Origin of the sequence: Photobacterium kishitanii (assembly GCF_000613045.3) — a bacterium.
Taxonomy (GTDB): Bacteria; Pseudomonadota; Gammaproteobacteria; order Enterobacterales; family Vibrionaceae; genus Photobacterium; species Photobacterium kishitanii.
The window spans coordinates 1,389,653-1,410,352 of the sequence record NZ_LN794352.1; the positions used below are offsets into that span (position 1 = coordinate 1,389,653).

The 20,700-nt window shown below is 38.7% G+C and carries 21 protein-coding genes and 1 riboswitch; of the genes, 10 read left to right on the forward strand and 11 right to left on the reverse strand.

What is annotated here, in order from left to right; translation table 11 throughout:
- Positions 1-237 precede the first annotated feature (237 nt).
- The gene (gene ebgR, locus PPBDW_RS06630; RefSeq protein ID WP_036794221.1) at positions 238-1,215 is read right to left on the reverse strand and encodes a transcriptional regulator EbgR; all 978 of its coding nucleotides are present in this window, start codon (positions 1,213-1,215) and stop codon (positions 238-240) included.
- Positions 1,216-1,561: 346 nt separating this feature from the next.
- On the opposite strand from ebgR, the gene PPBDW_RS06635 reads away from it, so the two are divergent.
- From PPBDW_RS06635 to galM, 3 genes are all read left to right on the forward strand, one after another.
- A complete protein-coding gene (locus PPBDW_RS06635) occupies positions 1,562-2,623 on the forward strand; it encodes a UDP-glucose--hexose-1-phosphate uridylyltransferase (protein ID WP_036794224.1) in 1,062 nt (353 codons plus the stop codon).
- Between the two features lie 64 nt (positions 2,624-2,687).
- Entirely contained in the window at positions 2,688-3,878 is a 1,191-nt protein-coding gene (galK, locus tag PPBDW_RS06640; protein WP_036794226.1) for a galactokinase, read from the forward strand.
- 17 nt (positions 3,879-3,895) lie between these two features.
- Positions 3,896-4,984, forward strand: coding sequence for a galactose-1-epimerase (galM, locus tag PPBDW_RS06645; RefSeq protein WP_413771882.1), 1,089 nt, complete (start codon positions 3,896-3,898; stop codon positions 4,982-4,984).
- Between the two features lie 90 nt (positions 4,985-5,074).
- Here the strand turns inward: galM and PPBDW_RS06650 are convergent, their stop codons facing one another.
- Positions 5,075-5,590 carry a hypothetical protein gene (locus PPBDW_RS06650; protein WP_036794228.1) on the reverse strand — a complete coding sequence of 172 codons (516 nt, stop codon included), beginning with the start codon at positions 5,588-5,590 and terminating at the stop codon, positions 5,075-5,077.
- 233 nt (positions 5,591-5,823) lie between these two features.
- Between PPBDW_RS06650 and PPBDW_RS06655 the strand changes: the two genes are divergently transcribed.
- Complete coding sequence (locus PPBDW_RS06655; RefSeq protein WP_036794230.1) at positions 5,824-6,180, forward strand: DsrE/DsrF/TusD sulfur relay family protein; 357 nt, start codon at positions 5,824-5,826, stop codon at positions 6,178-6,180.
- Between the two features lie 63 nt (positions 6,181-6,243).
- On the opposite strand, the gene PPBDW_RS06660 is transcribed toward PPBDW_RS06655, so the two are convergent.
- Positions 6,244-7,272, reverse strand: coding sequence for a substrate-binding domain-containing protein (locus tag PPBDW_RS06660; RefSeq protein WP_036794231.1), 1,029 nt, complete (start codon positions 7,270-7,272; stop codon positions 6,244-6,246).
- A 199-nt stretch (positions 7,273-7,471) separates the two neighbouring features.
- Between PPBDW_RS06660 and PPBDW_RS06665 the strand changes: the two genes are divergently transcribed.
- The 4 genes from PPBDW_RS06665 (at position 7,472) to PPBDW_RS06680 (ending at position 9,970) form a co-directional block, all read left to right on the forward strand.
- A complete protein-coding gene (locus PPBDW_RS06665) occupies positions 7,472-7,804 on the forward strand; it encodes a tRNA-binding protein (RefSeq protein ID WP_036794233.1) in 333 nt (110 codons plus the stop codon).
- 365 nt (positions 7,805-8,169) lie between these two features.
- On the forward strand, positions 8,170-8,511 hold the full coding sequence (locus PPBDW_RS06670; protein WP_036794234.1) for a 5-carboxymethyl-2-hydroxymuconate Delta-isomerase: 342 nt from the start codon (positions 8,170-8,172) through the stop codon (positions 8,509-8,511).
- Positions 8,512-8,603: 92 nt separating this feature from the next.
- Positions 8,604-8,996: a cystatin domain-containing protein gene (locus tag PPBDW_RS06675; RefSeq protein ID WP_036794236.1), complete on the forward strand. Its 393-nt coding sequence runs from the start codon at positions 8,604-8,606 to the stop codon at positions 8,994-8,996.
- A gap of 323 nt (positions 8,997-9,319) precedes the next feature.
- On the forward strand, positions 9,320-9,970 hold the full coding sequence (locus tag PPBDW_RS06680; RefSeq protein WP_036794238.1) for a Qnr family pentapeptide repeat protein: 651 nt from the start codon (positions 9,320-9,322) through the stop codon (positions 9,968-9,970).
- 86 nt (positions 9,971-10,056) lie between these two features.
- On the opposite strand, the gene PPBDW_RS06685 is transcribed toward PPBDW_RS06680, so the two are convergent.
- The 6 genes from PPBDW_RS06685 to PPBDW_RS06710 form a co-directional block, all read right to left on the reverse strand.
- Positions 10,057-10,497, reverse strand: a complete 441-nt coding sequence (locus tag PPBDW_RS06685; protein ID WP_036794240.1) for a VOC family protein — start codon at positions 10,495-10,497, stop codon at positions 10,057-10,059.
- Between the two features lie 100 nt (positions 10,498-10,597).
- A complete protein-coding gene (locus tag PPBDW_RS06690; RefSeq protein ID WP_036794242.1) occupies positions 10,598-12,181 on the reverse strand; it encodes a Na+/H+ antiporter NhaC family protein in 1,584 nt (527 codons plus the stop codon).
- An 83-nt stretch (positions 12,182-12,264) separates the two neighbouring features.
- Positions 12,265-12,439: riboswitch (Lysine riboswitch) on the reverse strand.
- 152 nt (positions 12,440-12,591) lie between these two features.
- On the reverse strand, positions 12,592-14,778 hold the full coding sequence (gene ccoP, locus PPBDW_RS06695) for a cytochrome-c oxidase, cbb3-type subunit III (RefSeq protein ID WP_036794243.1): 2,187 nt from the start codon (positions 14,776-14,778) through the stop codon (positions 12,592-12,594).
- Positions 14,775-15,383: a cytochrome-c oxidase, cbb3-type subunit II gene (gene ccoO / locus PPBDW_RS06700; RefSeq protein WP_036796331.1), complete on the reverse strand. Its 609-nt coding sequence runs from the start codon at positions 15,381-15,383 to the stop codon at positions 14,775-14,777. The genes ccoP and ccoO overlap by 4 nt, the downstream gene beginning before the upstream one ends.
- Positions 15,376-16,794 carry a cytochrome-c oxidase, cbb3-type subunit I gene (gene ccoN, locus PPBDW_RS06705; protein ID WP_036794244.1) on the reverse strand — a complete coding sequence of 473 codons (1,419 nt, stop codon included), beginning with the start codon at positions 16,792-16,794 and terminating at the stop codon, positions 15,376-15,378. The genes ccoO and ccoN overlap by 8 nt, the downstream gene beginning before the upstream one ends.
- Before the next feature lie 87 nt (positions 16,795-16,881).
- Entirely contained in the window at positions 16,882-17,244 is a 363-nt protein-coding gene (locus tag PPBDW_RS06710) for a c-type cytochrome (protein WP_052671630.1), read from the reverse strand.
- A 318-nt stretch (positions 17,245-17,562) separates the two neighbouring features.
- Here PPBDW_RS06710 and PPBDW_RS06715 point away from each other — a divergent pair, with 318 nt between their 5' ends.
- Both PPBDW_RS06715 and PPBDW_RS06720 read left to right on the forward strand, forming a co-directional pair.
- The gene (locus PPBDW_RS06715; RefSeq protein ID WP_036794245.1) at positions 17,563-18,768 is read left to right on the forward strand and encodes a 3-phenylpropionate MFS transporter; all 1,206 of its coding nucleotides are present in this window, start codon (positions 17,563-17,565) and stop codon (positions 18,766-18,768) included.
- Between the two features lie 240 nt (positions 18,769-19,008).
- Positions 19,009-19,245 (forward strand): hypothetical protein, encoded by a 237-nt coding sequence (locus tag PPBDW_RS06720; protein WP_036794246.1) that lies wholly within the window; start codon positions 19,009-19,011, stop codon positions 19,243-19,245.
- A 79-nt stretch (positions 19,246-19,324) separates the two neighbouring features.
- On the opposite strand, the gene artM is transcribed toward PPBDW_RS06720, so the two are convergent.
- Both artM and artQ read right to left on the reverse strand, forming a co-directional pair.
- Positions 19,325-19,996 (reverse strand): arginine ABC transporter permease ArtM, encoded by a 672-nt coding sequence (gene artM, locus PPBDW_RS06725; protein ID WP_036794247.1) that lies wholly within the window; start codon positions 19,994-19,996, stop codon positions 19,325-19,327.
- The gene (artQ, locus tag PPBDW_RS06730; protein ID WP_036794249.1) at positions 19,993-20,697 is read right to left on the reverse strand and encodes an arginine ABC transporter permease ArtQ; all 705 of its coding nucleotides are present in this window, start codon (positions 20,695-20,697) and stop codon (positions 19,993-19,995) included. Before artQ ends, artM begins: the two co-directional genes overlap by 4 nt.
- Between the last annotated feature and the right edge of the window lie 3 nt (positions 20,698-20,700).

Below are 20,700 nucleotides of genomic sequence, written 5' to 3' on the forward strand. Positions count from 1 at the left end.
ATGTCTTAATTATCTGGAGTTATTATTAAGTAAAGTTTTACTAAAAAATACAGGTAAAACATTTTTGTATTAACTTGGTCACATTCTGTTTTGAGCTTTGTGAGGTCGCCGACAAAAAAACAATCACAGTGGTTTATTTGAGTGATCTTGCTCTTGTTTTACTAAGATATCTATTTTTAAAGCAAAAAAAAACGACATGAGAAATGTCGTTTTTATTTTTATTATCAATGTGTTATTTTATTTTTTTGTTGTGTCACGCAAAATTAATTGGCTTGGAACAAAGACACGTAACGGAATGGTTCGGCCATCACGGCTACGTTCTAATAATAAATTAACCCCTTGAGATCCCATTAGTTCTGAATGGATACGAAAGGTTGATAATGGTGGATAAGTAAACTTTGCCGTTGGAATATCATTAACGCTGATTAACGAAATATCATTTGGAATATTAAGTCCACTTTCGTGTATAGCGCGTAAGACACCAATTGCAATCGAGTCTGATGCGACAAATAAAGCGCTCGGATGATCCGTTTTAAGCATTTCTTTTGCTAATGAATAGCCTGATTGACTACTAAAATCACCACGATAGATGTCTTTATCTGATACAACACCTTTGAGTTTCCCATATTCAGTAAAAGTTAACTCACGAATATCATATTTGTCTGGATTATCTTGACCCCCAATGAAACCAATACGTTGATAGCCTTGTTGGGTAAAGTGATTAATGACTTCTTTACTGATTCGTTCTAAATCAATGTCGATGCAATCAATATCAATTTGGTGATCGGTATAATCAACATAAACAGTATTGCTTGATAGGGCACGTACCGCAGTAAGATTGTCTTCACTTACTTGACCAATCAATAATATTCCATCAACGGCTTTAGGCGCTGCGGTAATATTACATTCATAGATATTGGTTAATTGGATGCCAAGTTTATCACATTGAGTGTCAATGCCATGTCGAATAGCAAGATAGTAAGGATCATCAACTTCAACGTCTTGCTTGTAATTATACAAAGCAAGGAAATGGAGTGTTTGTTTCTTAGCGGTCTTTCGAGATTGGCTTGTGGTGTATTCAAGTTGTTCTGCAATTTCAAAGATTTTGCGTTTGGTTTCATCTTTTACACTAAGGCTTGGATCGTCGTTTAAAACACGAGAAACCGTAGCTAATGATACACCCGCTTTGGTTGCTATTTGTTTTAATGTTGCCATCTTTCCTCCGGCAATCCCTGCAACCTAAGTAACGTTTGCTGTGTGTTTGAGGGATGTGTTGTTATATTTTATAGAATGATATTATCTATTTTTAGTAAAAAACTCGAATAATTCAGTGTTTGCTCGTTAATATTTTATTATTACTGTTAATGATAGTGAGCCAAGATTGCTAAAATTATTGAATTATATGGCTTAGATAAGCAATAAATATGATCTAAGCCTGTGATATCTCGCATGGATTATTATTTTTGTGGAAACGTTTACATAACGTGCATTTGATCACGGAAGTTAATAGCAAATCACTTTAGACTTTTTAGCATTACAGAATCACAAGAGCTGAATTATTATGTCTGAGTTTTTTGATCCGATTGACCATCCTCACCGTCGTTATAATCCGTTAACAGGGCAGTGGGTACTTGTTTCTCCACATCGTGCTAAGCGTCCGTGGCAAGGTGCTGATGAGCAGCCACAACCAGAATCAAATATTCCATATGATGCGTCTTGTTTTTTATGTCCAACGAATACCCGTGTTTCTGGTGATGTAAACCCAGATTATACTGGCACATATGTATTTAATAATGATCACGCGGCTTTAACAGCTAATACGCCATCAGCGCCTGAAAACACTAATCCACTATTTCGTTGCCAAAGTGCACGTGGTTTAAGTCGTGTTATTTGCTTCTCGCCCGATCACAGCAAAACACTACCTCAACTTTCTGTTACTGCTATTCGTAACGTGGTTGATACGTGGAATGAACAAATTGAAGAATTAGGCCAAGATTACGTTTGGGTACAAGCATTTGAGAATAAAGGCTCAGTGATGGGGTGCTCGCAGCCACATCCTCATGGCCAAATTTGGGCCAATAGCTTTTTACCTAATGAAATTAGCCGTAAAGATACTTTGTTACGCGAATATTATGCGCAGCATGGTACTAATTTATTGGTTGATTATGTTAACAGTGAATTAGCTGATGGTTCACGTACTGTAGTGGAAACTGAGCATTGGTTAGCCGTTGTGCCTTATTGGGCAGCATGGCCTTTTGAAACTATGTTATTACCGAAAACCCATATTCGTCGTATGAACGAATTAACGGAAGCACAGCGTGATGACTTAGCATTGGCGATTAAAAAGCTCACAAGCCGTTACGATAATTTATTTAAATGTTCATTCCCTTATTCAATGGGATGGCATTACGCACCTTTCTTTGAATCTGATCGTGATTTTAGTGAAACCTCAACCGATCATTGGCAACTGCATGCTTTATTCTATCCACCGTTATTACGTTCAGCAACGGTGAAAAAGTTCATGGTGGGATATGAAATGTTAGCAGAAAGTCAACGTGATTTAACCGCAGAGCAAGCAGCCGAAAAATTACGTGCTGTGAGTGATGTGCACTATTTAGATTAATCGCTAGATTGGTTTTATCGCTTTAATGAATTTAATGATCTCTTGGTAATAGTAGGTAAAAATAATGACAACAAATCGTACTCAACACCTTATTGATAATGTATCAGCCGTTTTCTCATCAGTATTAGGTTATGCTGCCAGCCATATTGTACAAGCACCTGGGCGGGTAAATCTGATTGGTGAGCATACTGACTATAATGATGGTTTTGTGCTTCCTTGTGCGATTGATTATCAAGCGATCGTTGCAGCTGCTCGCCGTGATGATAATATTGTGCGTGTAGTTGCCGTTGATTACGATAATGAAGTTAACGAATTCGATATCACTCAGCCGTTAGCCTTTGATCAACAGTGCATGTGGGTAAACTATGTCCGTGGTGTGATTAAGTGTCTATTGGATCGAGGTTATGTGCTTGGTGGTGCAGATATTGTTATTAGTGGCAATGTTCCTCAAGGTGCTGGTTTAAGCTCATCTGCGGCGCTAGAAGTGGTGATTGGCCAAACATTTAAGGCCTTATTTGAGCTTAGTATTAGCCAGCAAGAGATCGCACTTAATGGTCAGCAAGCAGAGAACCAATTTGTTGGTTGTAACTGTGGCATCATGGATCAATTAATCTCTGCCGAAGGTGAAACGAATCATGCATTGCTTATTGATTGCCGTTCACTAGAAACAACAGCTGTTGCTATGCCTGAAGATATGGCAGTCGTCATTATTAACTCAAATAAGAAACGCGGTTTAGTTGATAGCGAATATAACACTCGTCGCGCACAGTGCGAACAAGCGGCAGCCTTCTTTGGTGTACCAGCATTACGTGACGTGACGTTAGAAATGTTTACTGAACGTGAAGCTGAATTAGCCCCAATGGTTGCGAAACGCGCTCGCCATGTAATTACTGAAAATATGCGAACAGAACAAGCTGCGATTGCATTGAGTGATGGCAATATGGCGTTGATGGCGCAGTTAATGGCAGAGTCACATGCATCAATGCGAGATGATTTTGAAATTACAGTACCTGAAATTGACACCTTGGTTGATATGGTTAAAGCTGTTATCGGCGAGCAAGGTGGTGTACGTATGACTGGTGGTGGTTTTGGTGGTTGTATTGTGGCATTAGTACCGCCAACATTTGTTGATGCGATTACTGCTGAAATTAGCGCTAAATATCAATCAGCAACGGGATTGCAAGCAACAATTTATGTATGTAAAGCAATGGCTGGCGCTGGTGTTATTAGTGAAAATTTTGTGGTTGTGGCGTAATTTAAAGGCGATTGAGTATGCTAAATAACTTACCCCAACATGTAATGACGTTACATCAATCTATGACAACCGATATGGCGGCAGATGGCTTACCTGCGAAGTTGATTACGTTAGTCAATCAACGTGGCATGTCTGTCACCCTTATGGATATTGGCGCAACATGGCTAAGCTGTTGTGTACCTGTAACGGTTAATCAACAAACAGTCCTTAGAGAAGTGTTGCTAGGGGTAAGTACCCTTAATGATTTTTATCAGCAGCAAGCGTATTTAGGGGCAACGGTTGGTCGTTATGCTAACCGTATTGCAGCAGGTCAATTTACCTTAGATGGTGAGCATTACCAAGTATCAACCAATCAAAGTGGTAACTGTTTGCATGGTGGGGAAACCGGATTTGATAAACGTCGGTGGCAAATGTTGCAACTGAATGCAACTGAAGTGCAATTTAGCTTGTTATCAGCGGATGGCGATATGGGTTTTCCTGGTAACTTGCAGGTGATAGTGACTTATACGTTAACCGAAAATAATGAATTAACGATTCGCTATAGTGCAGAAACAGATAAGCCGACGATCGTTAATTTAACCAACCATGGTTATTTTAATTTATTAGGTGCTGATGGTGAGCAGGATTGTTTAACACATAAGTTAATGATCAATGCTGATCACTATTTACCGACTGATCAACAAGGGATCCCGTTGGGAGAGCTAAATGAGGTTGAAGCAACCAGCTTTGATTTTCGTCAGCTTAAGTGTATCAGCCAAGATTGGTTAATCGATAATGATCAACAACAGGCACAGGGATACGATCACTCGTTTGTATTACATCCTGATGTACGCCGCGCAACAACAGCTTGTGCAACGGTAACGGCGGCAGATGATTCATTAATAATGGATGTATTAACGACTAAGCCAGCAATGCAATTGTATACGGGGAATTTTTTGGCAGGGTGTCCGAATCGTCTTGGTGGTGAATATACCAATCATAGCGGTTTTGCGCTTGAAACACAGTTCCTGCCAGATTCACCAAATCACTCTGAATGGCATGATAATAATCCGATATTACGCCCCAATGAGCATTATCATTACTTAACCAGCTATCGGTTTCGTTAGCCACTAATAACCATAATACTGACAGCTATTTCGCCCGCAGCCTCAAACTCTGAATGAGTTAAAGTTGTGGGCGTTTTTATTGGCGCTTACTTATTTATAAAACGCATTAAGCTGCTGGATAATTTCTTCTTTACCATCGACATTATGCAGTTTTTTAACACTCTCATCTGGCACTTCAAAAATGTGTTTAATCGCTTCAGCACTGGCATTAGAAATACCATTAATACGGTATTCTAAACGTTGATGGATTAACTTATCAGAGGTCGTAACATAAATCATATCGATATTATCAATCTGCTGGCAAATGTAATCACGATGCTTTTTCTTATATGCACCTTGAGTGATCACAATGCGAGGATAAATAGTGCGGTAATGATTAATTTTATCGACAATGCGACAGAAAAATTGATCTCGCATATCTTCAGTAAATGGCTGCTTAGCTGCAATAACTTGGCGCATTTCATCAGTAAGATCATCATCAGCATGATAAACAAACCACTCATTATGTGCACCAATCACGTCACCAACAAATGACTTTCCAGCACCCGATAAACCAAACAAAAACAGCACAGATGGGGCAGAAGTTAGTTGAAGGTGATGGCTCATTGAATGCTCACTGTAAATGACGATTAGGTTATGGCAAATGCATTTAACATACAATTGCTCTTTGAGGGCGTTAATGTGCCAAATTATTGCGGTACTTAAAAGTTTAAAATTACAAAAAATACTGCTAGAGAATAAAAAACGCACATTAGGTGTAGTTTAGATTCATTAATGTCTATCGAAAATCAGTTTTATGGTAAAACAGGAGCTGAAATATCATAGAGAGTAAGAAAATAATGCAAACCATATTGATGATAATTAATGATGCTCCTTATGGATCTGAACGGCCGTTTAATGCACTTCGTTTAGCTATCAAACTTAATGAGCAAGAAGCTGAACCTGTTGCGATGAAAATCTTTTTAATGTCAGATGCCGTAACTTGTGCTTTGGCAAAACAATCACCAGCAGAAGGTTATGACATTCAGCAAATGGTTGAAATTATTTTAGCTCAAGGCGGCGAAGTTAAACTATGTAAAACCTGTTGTGCTGCGCGTGGATTAACAGCCTTACCTTTAATAGAAGATGTTGTTATTGCCACTTTGGATGACTTAGCCGAATGGACACTTGCGGCTGATAAAGTGTTTACCTTCTAAATAAGAAACCGCACGAGTGACGTTGTCACTCGTGCGGTGTTTCTTTTGAGGCGACATAGCCAGTTAGCTGTGGGCTGCAACCGATAATCGCTTCACTACTGTTGGCACAAACATATGGGTAATACTCGAATCAGCTTCTATTACGTGTGTTGTGGGTTGTTTGGCTGCTATTGTTAACTGAAAAGCAAGTTGGGTTGCTTGTTCTGCCATTATTTGAATCGGGTAGCGAACTGTCGTGAGCTTAGGATGCAGATATTTAGCAATTAAGCCATCATCAAAGCCAATTAATGACATTTGATTGGGAATCGTTAAACCGTTACCTTCAACTACAGATAAACAGCCAGCCGCCATATAATCGTTGTAAGCTGCAATTGCAGTTATTGGAAGATTTTTAGCGAGTAAGTTTGTCATCGCTATCTCTCCACCATCTTCATCTGGCGTGCCATATTCAATATAACTTTGTGGTGCAGTTAATTGGTGTGCTTGTAATGCATCTAAATAACCCTGCTTACGCTGAGTGGTATCTTCAATATCATGATTTGAGCAAATATAACCAATATGCTGGTGGCCGTGTTTAATTAATAGCTCAGTGGCTAAATACGATCCACGGTGGTTATCAAGGGCAATACAACGATCAGCTATTTCAGTAATGAAACGGTTAATAAGTACCATTCCCGGTACTTCTTTCGCAAAAGCAATCAATTCGGCATTAGATAAACTTTTGCTATGAATAATTAACGTATCGCAACGGTTATTGATTAAGAGTTCGATCACTTCGCGTTCAGTATCAGCGTTATGATAACCATTACCAATTAATAGATGCTTACTATGTTGACGAGCAATATTGTCGATCGATTTGATCATTGCGCCAAAGAAAGGATCCGATACGTCACCAACTAACACACCAATAGTGTTAGTTGATTGGCTCACTAATGCACGAGCATTGGCATTAGGACGATAACCAAGCGCTTGCATTGCTTGCGTCACTGCCGTAATAGCGGCTTGGCTTGCTTTAGGAGATTTGTTTATCACTCTTGATACGGTTGCTACCGATACTTCGGCGAGTTTCGCCACATCTTTGATTGTTGCCATGATCACCTCTTTACTGTTGAAGCTATTAAACTACGGTTGTGTAAATAACGCAATTTAACAGTGTGATATAGCTAACTAATTCGGAATGATATTCTTTGTAAATCAATATTTAATTGGTAGTGTAAACGTTAACAGTGCGTGAGTGACTGTACGCGATTATTTGTTCGCTTAATTAATAGTTAAGCCTCAAGGAGAACCCATGGATACCATTTCATACGCAGATTTTGCCAAATTAGATATTCGTGTCGGAAAGATCATTGATGTCGTCCGCCATGAAAATGCCGATAAACTTTATATTGTTCAAATTGAAGTGGGTGATACGACACTACAAACCGTAACCAGCTTAGTACCTTATTACACTGAAGAGCAATTATTAGGTAAGCAAGTTGTGGTGCTGTGTAATTTAGCCAAAGCTAAGATGCGCGGTGAAACATCAGAGTGCATGTTGTTATGTGCTGAAACTGATGATGAAAGCGAGAGTGTATTATTGACCCCAGAGCGTTTAATGACGACGGGCGTTAAAATTGTTTAATTGGTAATGGTTACATAATGAAAGCAGGGTAGTGGTGGATGTATTACCCTGCTTTTTAATATTCACACAAACAATGACTCTGCAACGCGTGGACAGTAGATTCTCTATCTTGCTCTTTCCTCGCTGTCGGGAATGACAGGAAAGGCTCGTGTCAGGAATGACACTGAAGGTGCAGGTATCCGTTGGGGGAATATATTGTCTTGTATCAAATATTTACCATCAAAATAGGGTGTTGATCACAGATTAATATATTGGCCATTAAAACTTAATTTGGTGAACTAATATTAGCGATGTTAAGCAGTTATGACATTTATTGTGTGGTAACGTCAAAAATATTAGCTTGTACTTTAGTTAGGAGCAACAACATGCCGCATTGTATCGTCGAGTATGCGAAGGATTTAGAAACCCAAATAGATCTTACCGAGTTAATGACAACTACACATTTTTCTATTTTTAGTTCAGGTATTTTTGAAGAAGAAGATATTAAAACTCGCCTTATTCCTTATGAGCTTTATCGTACGGGTGCAACTGAAAAACCATTTATTCATATTACGATAAGAATTTTGCCGGGTCGTACTGAAGAGCAAAAAGATTTGTTATCAGAAGTATTATTGCACCATGTTGCTGCGATGTTTAATTCTGATATTGCAATCAGTGTTGAAATCGAAGATATCAACCAGCAATCTTATCGAAAATACGTTGTATAAATTTGCATATTTCATTGGCTATTCAATTTTATTTGCAATGAACACTGTTTTTATGTTGTTATAAATAGGTCTTGTATAAATTAGGAAAAGTTATGAATAAGAAACTTCTGGTTGTTGCTTTGGGCTCATTAGCGTTAGTGGCGTGTAGTGCGCAAGATATTAAAACGACTAAAGAGGCAAATATGCAAACGGGGTGTGATTATACTCAAGCAATTCCTGGTGGTTGGCAGCAGGGAGAAATTACACCTGAGGTAACAGCTGCGGCACAAGCCGCGGTAAAAGATATCGCTGGTGATCATCAATTAAAAAATGTCTTACATGTTACTCAACAAGTTGTCGCTGGTATGAATTATAACGTGACATTTTCACTTGAAAATAATGACGTATATACCGCAAAAGTCTTCCGCAGTTTAAAAAATGTTTATACTGTTGAGCATGTTGATAAGGCCAATAACGCAGTTTCAAACTGTGATGTAAAAAACTAACGCATAACTGAGTGGTTGTTATTTGATCGCTTGTTTGAATAAAAAAACAGCCGCTGTTATTGAGAATCTATCAATAATAGCGGCTTTTTTTTATGTCGATTTTAGGCGCGCTTATATTGCGAAAATTAAACATAAGATGAAAAACAAGGCGGCGGTATTCATATTGAAAAATAACGGCAAAGAATAGCCTTATATTGCCCATATAAGACTGTTTGGGTGAGCGCGAAAAAATAATAATTTTATAGTCTTTTCTACTGGTCATGAATGGTTTTTTTTTATTAAGATAGAACCATTAGGGTTAAATTTGAAGAGAGTAATTATTGATGCATGTTGCAAAAAAACAGTTTGATGGTGAGGTTTTTTCTCATCAAGATTTAAGCGAAGCAACCTTTGAACAGTGTCAGTTTTACCGCTGTGATTTTTCGCGTACCAATTTAACTGATGCTTGTTTTATTGATTGTAGCTTTATTGAAGCAGGGGAAACTGAAGGCTGTAGTTTTGCCTATGCAAAATTAAAAGATGCCAGTTTTAAAGGTTGTAATCTCGCAATGGCAAATTTTAGAAATGCACAATGTTTTGGCATAGAATTACGTCAATGTAACCTTAAAGGGGCTGATTTTCATTATGCTTCTTTTGCTAATTATATTACTCAAAGCACTTTCTTTTGTTCAGCATTTATTTCGGGCTGTGATTTAAGTTATGCCAATTTAGAAAGCCTGATGTTAGAGAAGTGTGAGCTATTTGAAAACCGTTGGCGTGGGGCAAACTTAATCGGAGTATCATTTAAAGGTTCTGATTTAAGTCGTGGTGAATTTTCAAGTGAACAATGGCAACAGGCAATATTTAAAGAAACTAATTTATGCCATGTTGATTTAGAAAACGTTGATGTGCGACGTGTCTCTTTAGAAGGGGCTCAAATTAGTGACTGGCAGCAAGAGCAACTGTTGAGTAATTTAGGGATCGTTGTTTTATAGTTGCTTGTTTTAAAATAAGTTAGGCTAAGTTGTGCAGTTTGCCACAGGAACAGTAAATTGACCTGTGGCGCACAATGAATTAAAGCTTACCATTCGCCGCTATTTGGTAATGAAATCCATGGTTCAGCAGGGGATAATGGCTCACCTTTTTGAAGTAGCTCAATTGAGATGCCATCAGGTGAACGAACAAAAGCCATATGACCATCACGTGGTGGACGGTTGATAATAACGCCATGGTCTTGTAACCGTTGACATAACTGATAAATATCATCAACACGAAAGGCAAGGTGGCCAAAATTACGACCGCCGCTATAGGCCTCTGGATCCCAATTATAAGTTAACTCTAATAAGGGTGATTGTGTTTGAGTTGCAGCTTCTACTTGCGCTGGTGCAGCTAAAAATACCAGCGTAAAACGTCCACGCTCGCTTTCTTTACGCTGAGTTTCGACTAGTCCTAATTTGTTGCAGTAAAAGTCCAGTGAGGCGTCTAAATCGCTGACTCGTACCATAGTGTGCAAATATTCCATTGCTTATCTCCAGATCAAAAAAATCCCCGATGTTTAGCACTATAGAATAAATCAAATAAGTGCAAAAACGAACGGGGATTTTAGCTAATAACGGTTCTTTTTAATTGGTCGCCGTTACTAGTTGTTGTTTCTTATCTCGACGTACATGGTAAACACAGCTGCCAATAAACCATACTGAACTTACAGCGATACCCATAATCGTTGAACCAGTAATCCCCATTGCAAGGTAGCCAAGGAAAGCACCAAAAGCGACAATTAATGCATAAGGTAACTGCGTCATTACGTGATCCATATGATGACTACCAGCACCTGTTGCTGACAAAATACTGGTGCTTGAGATAGGTGAACTGTGGTCACCAAATACCGAGCCTGCTAAGACTGCAGATAGCATAGGCATGAGTAGGTTAACATCACTCGCAATAGCCATATCACCAGCTAGTGGTAGCATGATACCAAATGTGCCCCAGCTAGTACCGGTTGCAAAAGACATTCCACACGATAGTAAGAACACTAGTGCTGGTAGTAACTCAACGGGTAAACCATTCTTAGTTAATGATGCTAAGTATTGTCCAGTTTCCATATCACTAACAACAGTACCAATTGTCCATGCAAATAACAGAATGATAATTGCAGGCATCATCGCTTGAACGCCTTGAGGCGCAGCCGTTAACCATGTTTTTAATGGTAATTTTAAGCGTAGTGCCAATACAATTGATACCGCAAGACTACATAATGCAGCGTAAACTAATGATGAGCCAACATCTGTATGTTCTAGCGATCCAATTAGAGTAAATGCCTGACCTTTAGCTGCTAATACATCAGCACCACTTATGATCATAAACATAACGCTAGTAACTGTTAGAGTTAGAATAGGTAAGACCATATCAACCATGGTGCCATTACCTTCACCTTCGGTGGTGATTTCTAGCCCTTTAGGGTGACCTTTAGACTCATCCCAAAGTTGACCTTCACGAGCACGTTCTTCATGCTTGCGCATTGGGCCAATATCAAGCTGGAATGTGATAACTACAAGTACCATTAATAAGGTAAATACAGCATACAGGTTCATTGGAATCATTTGTACGAACAATGATATAGGACTAGTTTCGGTAATATCATTAGTGACTAAAATCCCACCTAGAATAGCGATGATATATGCGCCCCATGATGAGATAGGGGTAATTACACATACAGGCGCTGCAGTTGAATCAAGCAGATAAGCCAATTTCGCACGTGAAATTTGAAAGCGATCAGTCACAGGACGACAAATGGGCCCAACAGATAAGCTATGAAAAAAGTCATCAATGAAAAAAGCAAATACCATCATACCCGTTAAGATATTCGCACTGCGACGATCTTTACAGCGACGAACACCCCATTCAGCGAAGGCTTTAGTTGCCCCTGTTGCGGTCATTAAGCTAATCAATCCGCCCAGTAATAACATAAATAACAACATGTTAACGTTACTGGTATTGACAGCACCATCAGCCCAAACTAAGCCAAGAATTTGATGTAAAAGATATTGTAGTGCAGCGAGTGGGTTGTAATTATTTAGAAGGATTGATCCTGCAATTATGCCCACGCCTAAAGATAACAATACGCGGCGGGTAGTAATTGCAAGAATAACTGCCAGTAGTGCAGGTACCACTGATAATAGTGAATCAGAATATTGGATTAAATTCATGGATCTCTTAAACACCTATAATAAGGTGGAGATCTACCGAAAGGATAGAGAAACAGATTTCTTGAGAAATAATACTTCTTATCCCTTAGGGTAGCGCTCCATAGACAAAATAACTATGGCAGTTCTGCACTTCTTAAATACAGAACCAGCGATCATTGATGACTCAATAATCACTTCGGCGCTGACTCCTTTCCTCGGCTTTCATTGGGGATCTCCCTCCAACCGAATACTCTTAGGCAGCGCGCCTCTACTCAAAGGATTAAGGCTTGACTATACCGATATATTTTTCACAAGCAATAAAAAAAAACGCATAAATGTGTAATAGGTTTAAATTTCATCAAGTCGGCTAACTGATCGTGGTTTCAATCAGTTAGCTGAATGTTATTTCGTTATCGTTGCATATTGTTTCGTTATTCAGGATTATTATTCATTGGTTGAGTAAGGTTATGAATATTTCCAGCAAATCCAGCCTTGATAAGATCGGTGCGAATTTTGGTGACTTGGGTTGTTGTGATTGGAATGTCTCTACCACCTAATTTTTGACGTACAAATGTAATTAATTGTGCCAAATCTGCATCATTTAGAACGGTGTTAAAACTGCTCATCGGCATAAAGTCAATTTCTTGCTCTAAGTAATTAGGTACAAGGCCTCGAATGGTTACTGCAATCGTATCATAAGGGTCTTTATGCATAATAATGCCATTATTTAGCAGCGTGGGGGCAATGCCCTCACGACCTTTGCCGTCAGCGCCGTGGCAAGCGCCGCAAGTTTGAATATATAACCCGTAAAGTTGTTGTTCCTTTTTGAGTGGATCTGTAGCTGAACCTTCTAAATTAGGATCTTGAACATTGACTTGTGCTGGAATTAAGTCGCCAAAACCAGGCGGTGTGATTTGACCAACGGATTTATCAAGTACGTTGTATTTATCACCAGTAATGAGATATTCAGCAATCGCACTGACATCATCACGGGTTAAGTAACGGGTGCTGTTTTTCACTACTTCAGCCATGCCACCAAATGCAGTGCCTTTTTCTGAATGGCCTGTTTTTAGAAAATCAGTGAGTGAAGTAATGCTCCAACGATCTTGATAAAGTTCTGTGGCGGTAATGTCTGGTGCCATCCAGCCATCAATTAAATTACCTTGAAATAACTTATCACTAATTAAGGCTTGCGCTATATTTCTTGGAGTATGACATTCAGAACAATGGCCTAACCCCATAGTGAGGTATTTACCTCGACGCCAAGATTCAGTGCTGTTGGCTGGGTATTCTAATGGATCAGTGTTAAGAAAGGCGATGTTCCAACCTAGCAAACCTAATCGAATATTACTGGGAAACATCATTTGATTATTACGATTACGAGTATTAACGTAATTGAGGGATTGCATATATGCCCATAATGCTTTGGTGTCGTCATCTGTTACATATTGATAAGAAGAATAAGGCATCGCAGGGTAGAGGTAACCATGTTTACCTTTACCTTTATGCAGTGCATCATAAAACTCAGAGTAGGTATAATCACCAATTCCAAAATCGGGATGTGATGATATATTGGTTGAATACATAGTACCAAAAGGCGTGACAAACCCCAGCCCACCGCCAAATAATTCACCGCCTTCGCCAGTATGACAAGCAACGCAATCACCAGCATAAGCTAAATATTGACCTTTAGTGATTAACTCTTTATTTAAATTCGCAAGTTCATTCGCGCGAAGAGTGTGTTGATGACGAATATAAGCACCAAGCGCTTGGATTTCTACCTCTGACAGTTGATTTTCAAAAGCCGGCATAACGTTATTTAAGCCGTTGTTAATGGTATGAATAATACCTTCAATACTGCCATCATGGAGCCAAATGTTATCCGCTAAATTGGGGGCGCCGAGTAATTGATTGCCCTGGGCATTACTTCCGTGACAACTGGTGCAGTTTTTATTAAATACGGTTTTACCTTGTTGTAAGGCAAAGGCTGGTGCAGAAATAATACGATCAGCCTGTAAAGAGGCAATATAGGTTGCGACATGATTAATGTCTTCTGCGGATAAAATAGTTTTCCAGCCTGCCATGACACCATTTCGGCCTTTCGTTATTGAGTGATGAATGTCTTTATCTGTACCGCCATAAAGCCACACATTATCAGAAAGGTTAGGGAAGTGTGTTTGGCCTTCAGCTTCACTTAAATGACAGGCTGCGCAGTGTGTTTGGAACAGTGCGTTACCAGCATTTACTATTGTGGCATCTTGGCTGAGCTGTTGGTATGAACTGCCATTGAGTTTTGCTTGTGTGATTTGTTTTTGTAAATTGGTAGGGTGAGGTTGAGTAGCTTCACTGGTTGATTTCCAATCCATTAATCCTTGCCAATTACCTAAACCGGGATAAAGCACTAAAAATCCAGCGGCTAACACAAAAGCGATAAAATAAGAAAACAATAACAACTTAGGTACAGCTGCATCATTTTCTTTAATATTATCAAAGCTATCAACGGTATTTTCTTTATCTGCTGTATGGTTTTTACGCCAGTAATACGCCACGACGATGATCATAAAAATCAGAAAGAGTAAGGTTAATATAATAACCCAGTTGCTCCAGAAAGTGTTCATTGCTGTACTCCCTGATCTTGTCCCAAACTTTGTAAGTAGGCTATCAGTGCTTCTGCTTTGGTACTGCCTTTAACCGCCAAACGCGCTTGTTGTATTTCGCGGTCGTTATAAGGCACACCAAGTGTACGTAATGCTTTGAGCTTGGCTTCTGCATCTTCGCCATCCAGTACTTGCTCAAATAACCATGGATAAGCTGGCATAATTGACGTCGGTACGACATGGCGAGGATTATTAAGGTGAATTGCATGCCATTGATCGGAATATTTACGGCCAAGGTTCGTAAGATCTGGGCCAGTACGTTTAGAACCCCATAAGTTAGGAAATTCATAAATATCATCGCTTTCACGGCTATAACGACCATAGCGTTTCACTTCGGCATCTAAAGGCCGTACCATCATGGTATGGCAAGTGTGGCAGCCTTCACTAATATAGATATCGCGCCCTTCAACTTCGAGTGCAGTGAGTGGTTTGGCACTTGATTCTGCAATTAATTTATCTTGATAAAAAAAAGCAGGCAGTACCCAAACTAGAAAAGAAAAACTGGCCACAATGACGGTGGAAATAATTAAGATAAGCACCGATTGCGTGAAATCTTTATTAAGCATGATCATTGACCTCCTCGGTTGAGGACGTTGTTGTTAAAGGCTGTCTAAGGGTGCGGTAAAGGTTGTATATCATTAATACTAAACCCAGCACAAAACTAACCCCACCAATGAAACGTGCCAGCATCCATGGTGAAGAAAAGTTCATTGCATCGACAAAACTATAGGTTAAGCTGCCATTAGGTTGTTGTTGTAACCACATATAACCTTGACCAATACCAGCAATCCATAGCGCAATCGCGTAAATAAGAATACCAATATGGGCCAACCAAAAATGCCATTTAACGAGGCGGTTAGACCATAATTGCTGGTGGCCCCACAGTCGTGGAATAAAGTAATAAAATACCGCAATGGCCGACATGCCTACCCAACCTAGAGCAGCTGAATGTACATGACCAATGATCCAGTCTGTGTTGTGGGCGATCATATTAAACCATCGAATCGCCAGTAATGGGCCTTCAAACGTCGCTAAAGCGTAGTAAACAATGGCAGAGAAAAAGAACCACATAATGTAATCATGTTTAAGTTTGGGTTTATTATTGAGCAAAGTCATGATGCTATTAAATGCGCCACCCCATGATGGTAGCCATAAAATTAGTGACATGACGATCCCAAGATTTTGTAACCAGTCTGGCACAGAAGAATAAATTAGATGGTGGGTACCCGCCCAAGTATAAAAACCGACGAGCCCCCAAAAATGAATGACAGATAAACGGTAAGAATAAATAGGGCGTTCAGATATTTTAGGGATGAAATAGTAGTTCATGCCGATAATACCCGCCGTAAGGAGAAAGCCGACAGCATTATGTCCCCACCACCATTGTACTATCGCATCTTCTGCGCCAGAGTAAATAGAGTATGATTTCCAAAAAGTAACGGGTAATTCAAGATTATTGACAATAAAAATCATTGCAATAACGAGAATAAAAGCGCCATAAAACCAGTTAGCGACAAATATATGAGCGACAGTTCTTTTAGCGATAGTGCCAAAAAATAAAATTGCATACAGTACCCAAACGACAGCGATTAAAATATCAATCGGCCATTCAAGCTCTGCATATTCTTTTGATGTCGTAAAACCAAGCGGAAGGGTGATCACTGCCAATATTAAGACGAGTTGCCATCCATAGTAAACAAACCAAGATAAGCAGCGGTTAAATAAGGGGACTTTGCAGGTTCGTTGAACGATATAAAGTGAGGTGCCCATTAAAATATTAACCACAAAGCCAAATATAACACCATTAGTGTGTAATGGTCGTAAGCGTCCAAATTGAAAATATTCCGAGTTTAAATTAAGCGCTGGCCAATAAAGTTGCCCCGCTAATATTACTCCAATTGTCATTGCAATTAGCCCCCAAATAACACTGGTGACCATGAAGTATTTAATAACTTTATAATTGTATTGAATATCCATTCCAAAAACCTGTGACTATCGTATTCGTCAAAAAAGCTATATCGCGAAATTAAACGTGCATATTTTTATCAACCAATAGGGTTGGTATTAATCATCACTTTTTGGCGGTGCTGATTTCACTTGGTTAAAATAAAATGCGATATCATGCATGTCTTTATCACTGAGTACATCAGCTTGGGCGTGCATGAGAATGGCTAAACCGTCATTTCGTTGGCGTAACTTATAGGCTTTGAGTGCTGCCACAAAGTAGGCTTGCTTTTGCCCTTGTAGATTTGGGTAGGTATCGATAGTAGAAATACCATCAACCCCGTGGCAAGTCATGCACACGACAGACTTTTCTTTTCCTTGAGTAAATTGTGTTTCAGTAACTGATTCTGTTGCAGTTACTGCTATCGAAAATAGTAGTGTATAGAGTAGAAATATTAATCTAACGAGTAAGTTTTTTGTCATTAGCAATACTCACTTTTATCGTTATGGTCGTTATTAAAAGTGTGGTGTGGTTAAAAAACGCTCTTTAAAGATAGAAGAGATGATGATTTTTTGTAAAATTAGGTTGATTAAATAGTCAGCTGTTGATTCTTAAAAGTAGGAATGTAAAGACTGTATTTGAATGTTTTTAAATAAAAAAACTAAACATAGACGGTTTTGTGACTAGGTTATTTTCAATAATGAATACAATGTTACTGAAAATGATCGCGTGTAAATGATAATAATTTTCGTTATTGTTGGCTTAATTGTTTAGTGTTCTTAATAAGAGTTGCTTATTTTATGTTTCAATGTCGACCTGCCACATGGATGTCTATTTATCAATTTGCGTTTTTTTTCGCTTATGGTGTTTACCTACCTTTTAGAGGGTTGTGGCTAGAAAAGTTAGGGATCAGTGATGCTGATATTGGCATGCTAGTTGGGTTTGGGTTAGCTTCTCGTTGTATTATCAATTTTACCCTCACACCTCTTTTTCATAAGGTCGAACACTTAATTCCAGCACTTCGATGGTCAATGTTTCTGGGTGTTTTAGGATTTATTTCTTTTATTTATATTGGTGAATTAGAAGCAAATTTTTGGGTACTTGCTATTCTGATTGTTTTGTTTAATTTAGCGATTGGGCCAGCTGTTGCAATCTCTGATGCGATATCAAATCACTATGCAGCCGATAAACAGTTGGATTATGGTTATACGCGGTTGTGGGGCGCTATTGCTTTGACTGTTGCTTCTGCTTCGATGGGGTTAATTACTAAACATTGGGGTATAGCTGCAGTGCCTATTTTAGGTGCATTAGGTTTATGCGTTACTTTTCTGGGTACAATGCTTAAGCCAACAGTACCGATGAAATGTAACCATAAAAAAACAGGAAAAATTAATATTCTTAAAGTGCTACGCGATAAAAAAACGTTAATTTTTATTTTGGTCGCATCATTACTTGAAGGTAGCCATGGTGGTTATTATTTCTTTAGCGCTATCTATTGGAAAGATGCAGGATATAGCACTGAAACTATTGGTTACTTATGGAGCCTATCGACAATCTCGGTAATTGTATTCTACTTTATTAGTCGTAAAGCTTTTTCTAATTGGCAGGTAAAATCATTATTTAAATTAGCGGCTATTTCTGTTGTTATTCGTTGGGCATTAATGGCGTATTCAACAGAGCTGCCAGTACTTATTATTTGTCAGATTCTACATGGTATTACTTTTTCTGGAACGATTTTGTCATCGGTACGTTATGTTGAAGAAAACAAAAAACATAACTACATGGGACTACAGGCACTTTATCATGCAATACCAGCCGGATTTGCGTTAGCATTAGTGTCAGCTGCTTGTGGTTGGATTTATCACCATAGTGATATTAATGTGTTTTGGTTCATGGCAGCGATGGGCGTACCGTGTCTATTTTTGAGCGTTATTAGTGATGAAGACAAATATGAAACTCATAATCCGACGGTGCGTTTTAGTCCAGAAGAGCAAAATTCAATATAATAGTTAAAGGTATTCGTGAACCTAACAATAGATGATTGAATATTGATAAATTATAGCCTCTTATAGAATAATAAGAGGCTTTTTATTTTCAATACTAATTAAGTAGCATAATATTTATGGGAAATAGTTATATAATGTATGCTTTATTATAACTAGTTAACAAATATTCAACTATTTGATGGTATTTATAATCATTATCTAATATTTTAAAGGGAGTTATAAATAATAAGGACGTTTACTATGAATTTCTTCTTTCGTTCAAAGAAAGCTGTAAAAGGAACTACGGCGTTACAAGCAAAGGAAAGGCTTGTGAGTGAAATTACCCGCCATAGAAATACTCGCCATCTACAATTGATGAAAGATGAGCTTGCGCTATTACTATCGCAGTTTTCTCATATTAAAGAGAATAGAATTGATGTGGTGCAAAATACTAAATCACAAATGGTATTGAAAATTAATGCTAAACTAAGTCATTAAATTATGATGTTTATATATATATCCCGTTATTAAAAAGCCGACATTTATGTCGGCTTTTTAATAACGGGATCAAGTAGGTTTATCGTGCAGTTTCAAAAGCGAGGGCTTTTTTCTCAAAGACGCGAAAAACTAAAGTGAGTAAGCCATTAACGGCTAAATAGAATGCACCAGCAACCGCAAAGACAGTCAATGTATCATAAGTTTGTGCATTAATGCGCTGTGCATAACCCATGATGTCCATAATAGTGATCGTACTTGCTAGAGATGTCCCTTTAAATACTAAAATCACCTCATTAGAATAAGCTGGAATAGCACGACGAATAGCAAATGGTAATAATACGCTCAGAGTTGCTTTCGTATTCATTCCTAATGCACGACAAGCATGCCATTGACCTTTAGGTATTGCATCAAACGCACCTTTAAATAGTTGAGTACTATAAGCTGCTGTATTTAAAGCTAATGCCAGCATTGCGCAAAACCATGGTTGGCTTAACCAATCCCATAAAAAACTATGACGAATACTCTCAAATTGTCCTGGGCCGTAGTATACCAAAAAGATTTGTACTAATAATGGTGTGCCTGTAAACAGGGTAATAATACCACGGCTGAGCCAATGAATAATTGGGGTGCGTAATATGAGACTTGCCGTCATTAATAAAGCTAAGCTACAGCCGACGAATAAAGACGCTGCGGTTAATTCAAGACTCGTAATGAGTCCTTGTACCATAAGCCAAAAATTTTGTTCATTCATGCGGTTACTCCTTGGCTTTTATTTGTTTGCACGTTAGAGCCATCTTGCTCGCTGAATTTTTTTTCAATTATTTTAATTATGCGCTGGGTAATTAAAGTAATGACTAAATACACTGCTGCTGCAGTGGCATACCAAGTAAAACTTTCATGAGTCGCCGCAGACGCTAATTGGGCTTGTTTTAATAAGTCCGTAACACCAATTAAGGAAACCAGAGCAGTATCTTTTAATAATACTAGCCATTGGTTGGTTAATCCGGGTAAGGCATGACGCACAGCTTGAGGCAAAATAATACTGAAAAACGTGCGTTGTTGACTAATACCGAGTGCACTTGCTGCTTCTTGTTGACCTTTGGGTACCGCTTTTAATGCACCACGGATAGTTTGAGCAGCATAGGATGCAAAAATAAGCGATAACGCAATTACGCCCGATAAGAAGGGGCTAATCTCAATGAATTCGCCAGTAATATAAAAAATAATTTGGCCCGAACCAAAAAAGATAAAAAGTACGACTAATAGTTCAGGCAGACCACGGAGGATAGTCACGACAAATGTTGTTGGCCAAGCGATAACACGATAACGTGACATTTCGCCGCCTGCAAATAACATCGCTAAAACTAACCCTACCGCTAAACTGACAAAAGCAAGCTGGATTGTCATCCAGCTGGCCTCTAGCAGGGATTGTGAATATCCCGTTAATATCATAAC

Bases quoted from the DNA above. Each gene is read 5' to 3' on its own strand.
- ebgR (WP_036794221.1), bottom strand. From the start codon at position 1,215: ATGGCAACATTAAAACAAATAGCAACCAAAGCGGGTGTATCATTAGCT.
- PPBDW_RS06635 (WP_036794224.1), top strand. From the start codon at position 1,562: ATGTCTGAGTTTTTTGATCCGATTGACCATCCTCACCGTCGTTATAAT.
- galK (WP_036794226.1), top strand. From the start codon at position 2,688: ATGACAACAAATCGTACTCAACACCTTATTGATAATGTATCAGCCGTT.
- galM (WP_413771882.1), top strand. From the start codon at position 3,896: ATGCTAAATAACTTACCCCAACATGTAATGACGTTACATCAATCTATG.
- PPBDW_RS06650 (WP_036794228.1), bottom strand. From the start codon at position 5,590: ATGAGCCATCACCTTCAACTAACTTCTGCCCCATCTGTGCTGTTTTTG.
- PPBDW_RS06655 (WP_036794230.1), top strand. From the start codon at position 5,824: ATGCAAACCATATTGATGATAATTAATGATGCTCCTTATGGATCTGAA.
- PPBDW_RS06660 (WP_036794231.1), bottom strand. From the start codon at position 7,272: ATGGCAACAATCAAAGATGTGGCGAAACTCGCCGAAGTATCGGTAGCA.
- PPBDW_RS06665 (WP_036794233.1), top strand. From the start codon at position 7,472: ATGGATACCATTTCATACGCAGATTTTGCCAAATTAGATATTCGTGTC.
- PPBDW_RS06670 (WP_036794234.1), top strand. From the start codon at position 8,170: ATGCCGCATTGTATCGTCGAGTATGCGAAGGATTTAGAAACCCAAATA.
- PPBDW_RS06675 (WP_036794236.1), top strand. From the start codon at position 8,604: ATGAATAAGAAACTTCTGGTTGTTGCTTTGGGCTCATTAGCGTTAGTG.
- PPBDW_RS06680 (WP_036794238.1), top strand. From the start codon at position 9,320: ATGCATGTTGCAAAAAAACAGTTTGATGGTGAGGTTTTTTCTCATCAA.
- PPBDW_RS06685 (WP_036794240.1), bottom strand. From the start codon at position 10,497: ATGGAATATTTGCACACTATGGTACGAGTCAGCGATTTAGACGCCTCA.
- PPBDW_RS06690 (WP_036794242.1), bottom strand. From the start codon at position 12,181: ATGAATTTAATCCAATATTCTGATTCACTATTATCAGTGGTACCTGCA.
- ccoP (WP_036794243.1), bottom strand. From the start codon at position 14,778: ATGAACACTTTCTGGAGCAACTGGGTTATTATATTAACCTTACTCTTT.
- ccoO (WP_036796331.1), bottom strand. From the start codon at position 15,383: ATGCTTAATAAAGATTTCACGCAATCGGTGCTTATCTTAATTATTTCC.
- ccoN (WP_036794244.1), bottom strand. From the start codon at position 16,794: ATGGATATTCAATACAATTATAAAGTTATTAAATACTTCATGGTCACC.
- PPBDW_RS06710 (WP_052671630.1), bottom strand. From the start codon at position 17,244: ATGACAAAAAACTTACTCGTTAGATTAATATTTCTACTCTATACACTA.
- PPBDW_RS06715 (WP_036794245.1), top strand. From the start codon at position 17,563: ATGTTTCAATGTCGACCTGCCACATGGATGTCTATTTATCAATTTGCG.
- PPBDW_RS06720 (WP_036794246.1), top strand. From the start codon at position 19,009: ATGAATTTCTTCTTTCGTTCAAAGAAAGCTGTAAAAGGAACTACGGCG.
- artM (WP_036794247.1), bottom strand. From the start codon at position 19,996: ATGAATGAACAAAATTTTTGGCTTATGGTACAAGGACTCATTACGAGT.
- artQ (WP_036794249.1), bottom strand. From the start codon at position 20,697: ATGATATTAACGGGATATTCACAATCCCTGCTAGAGGCCAGCTGGATG.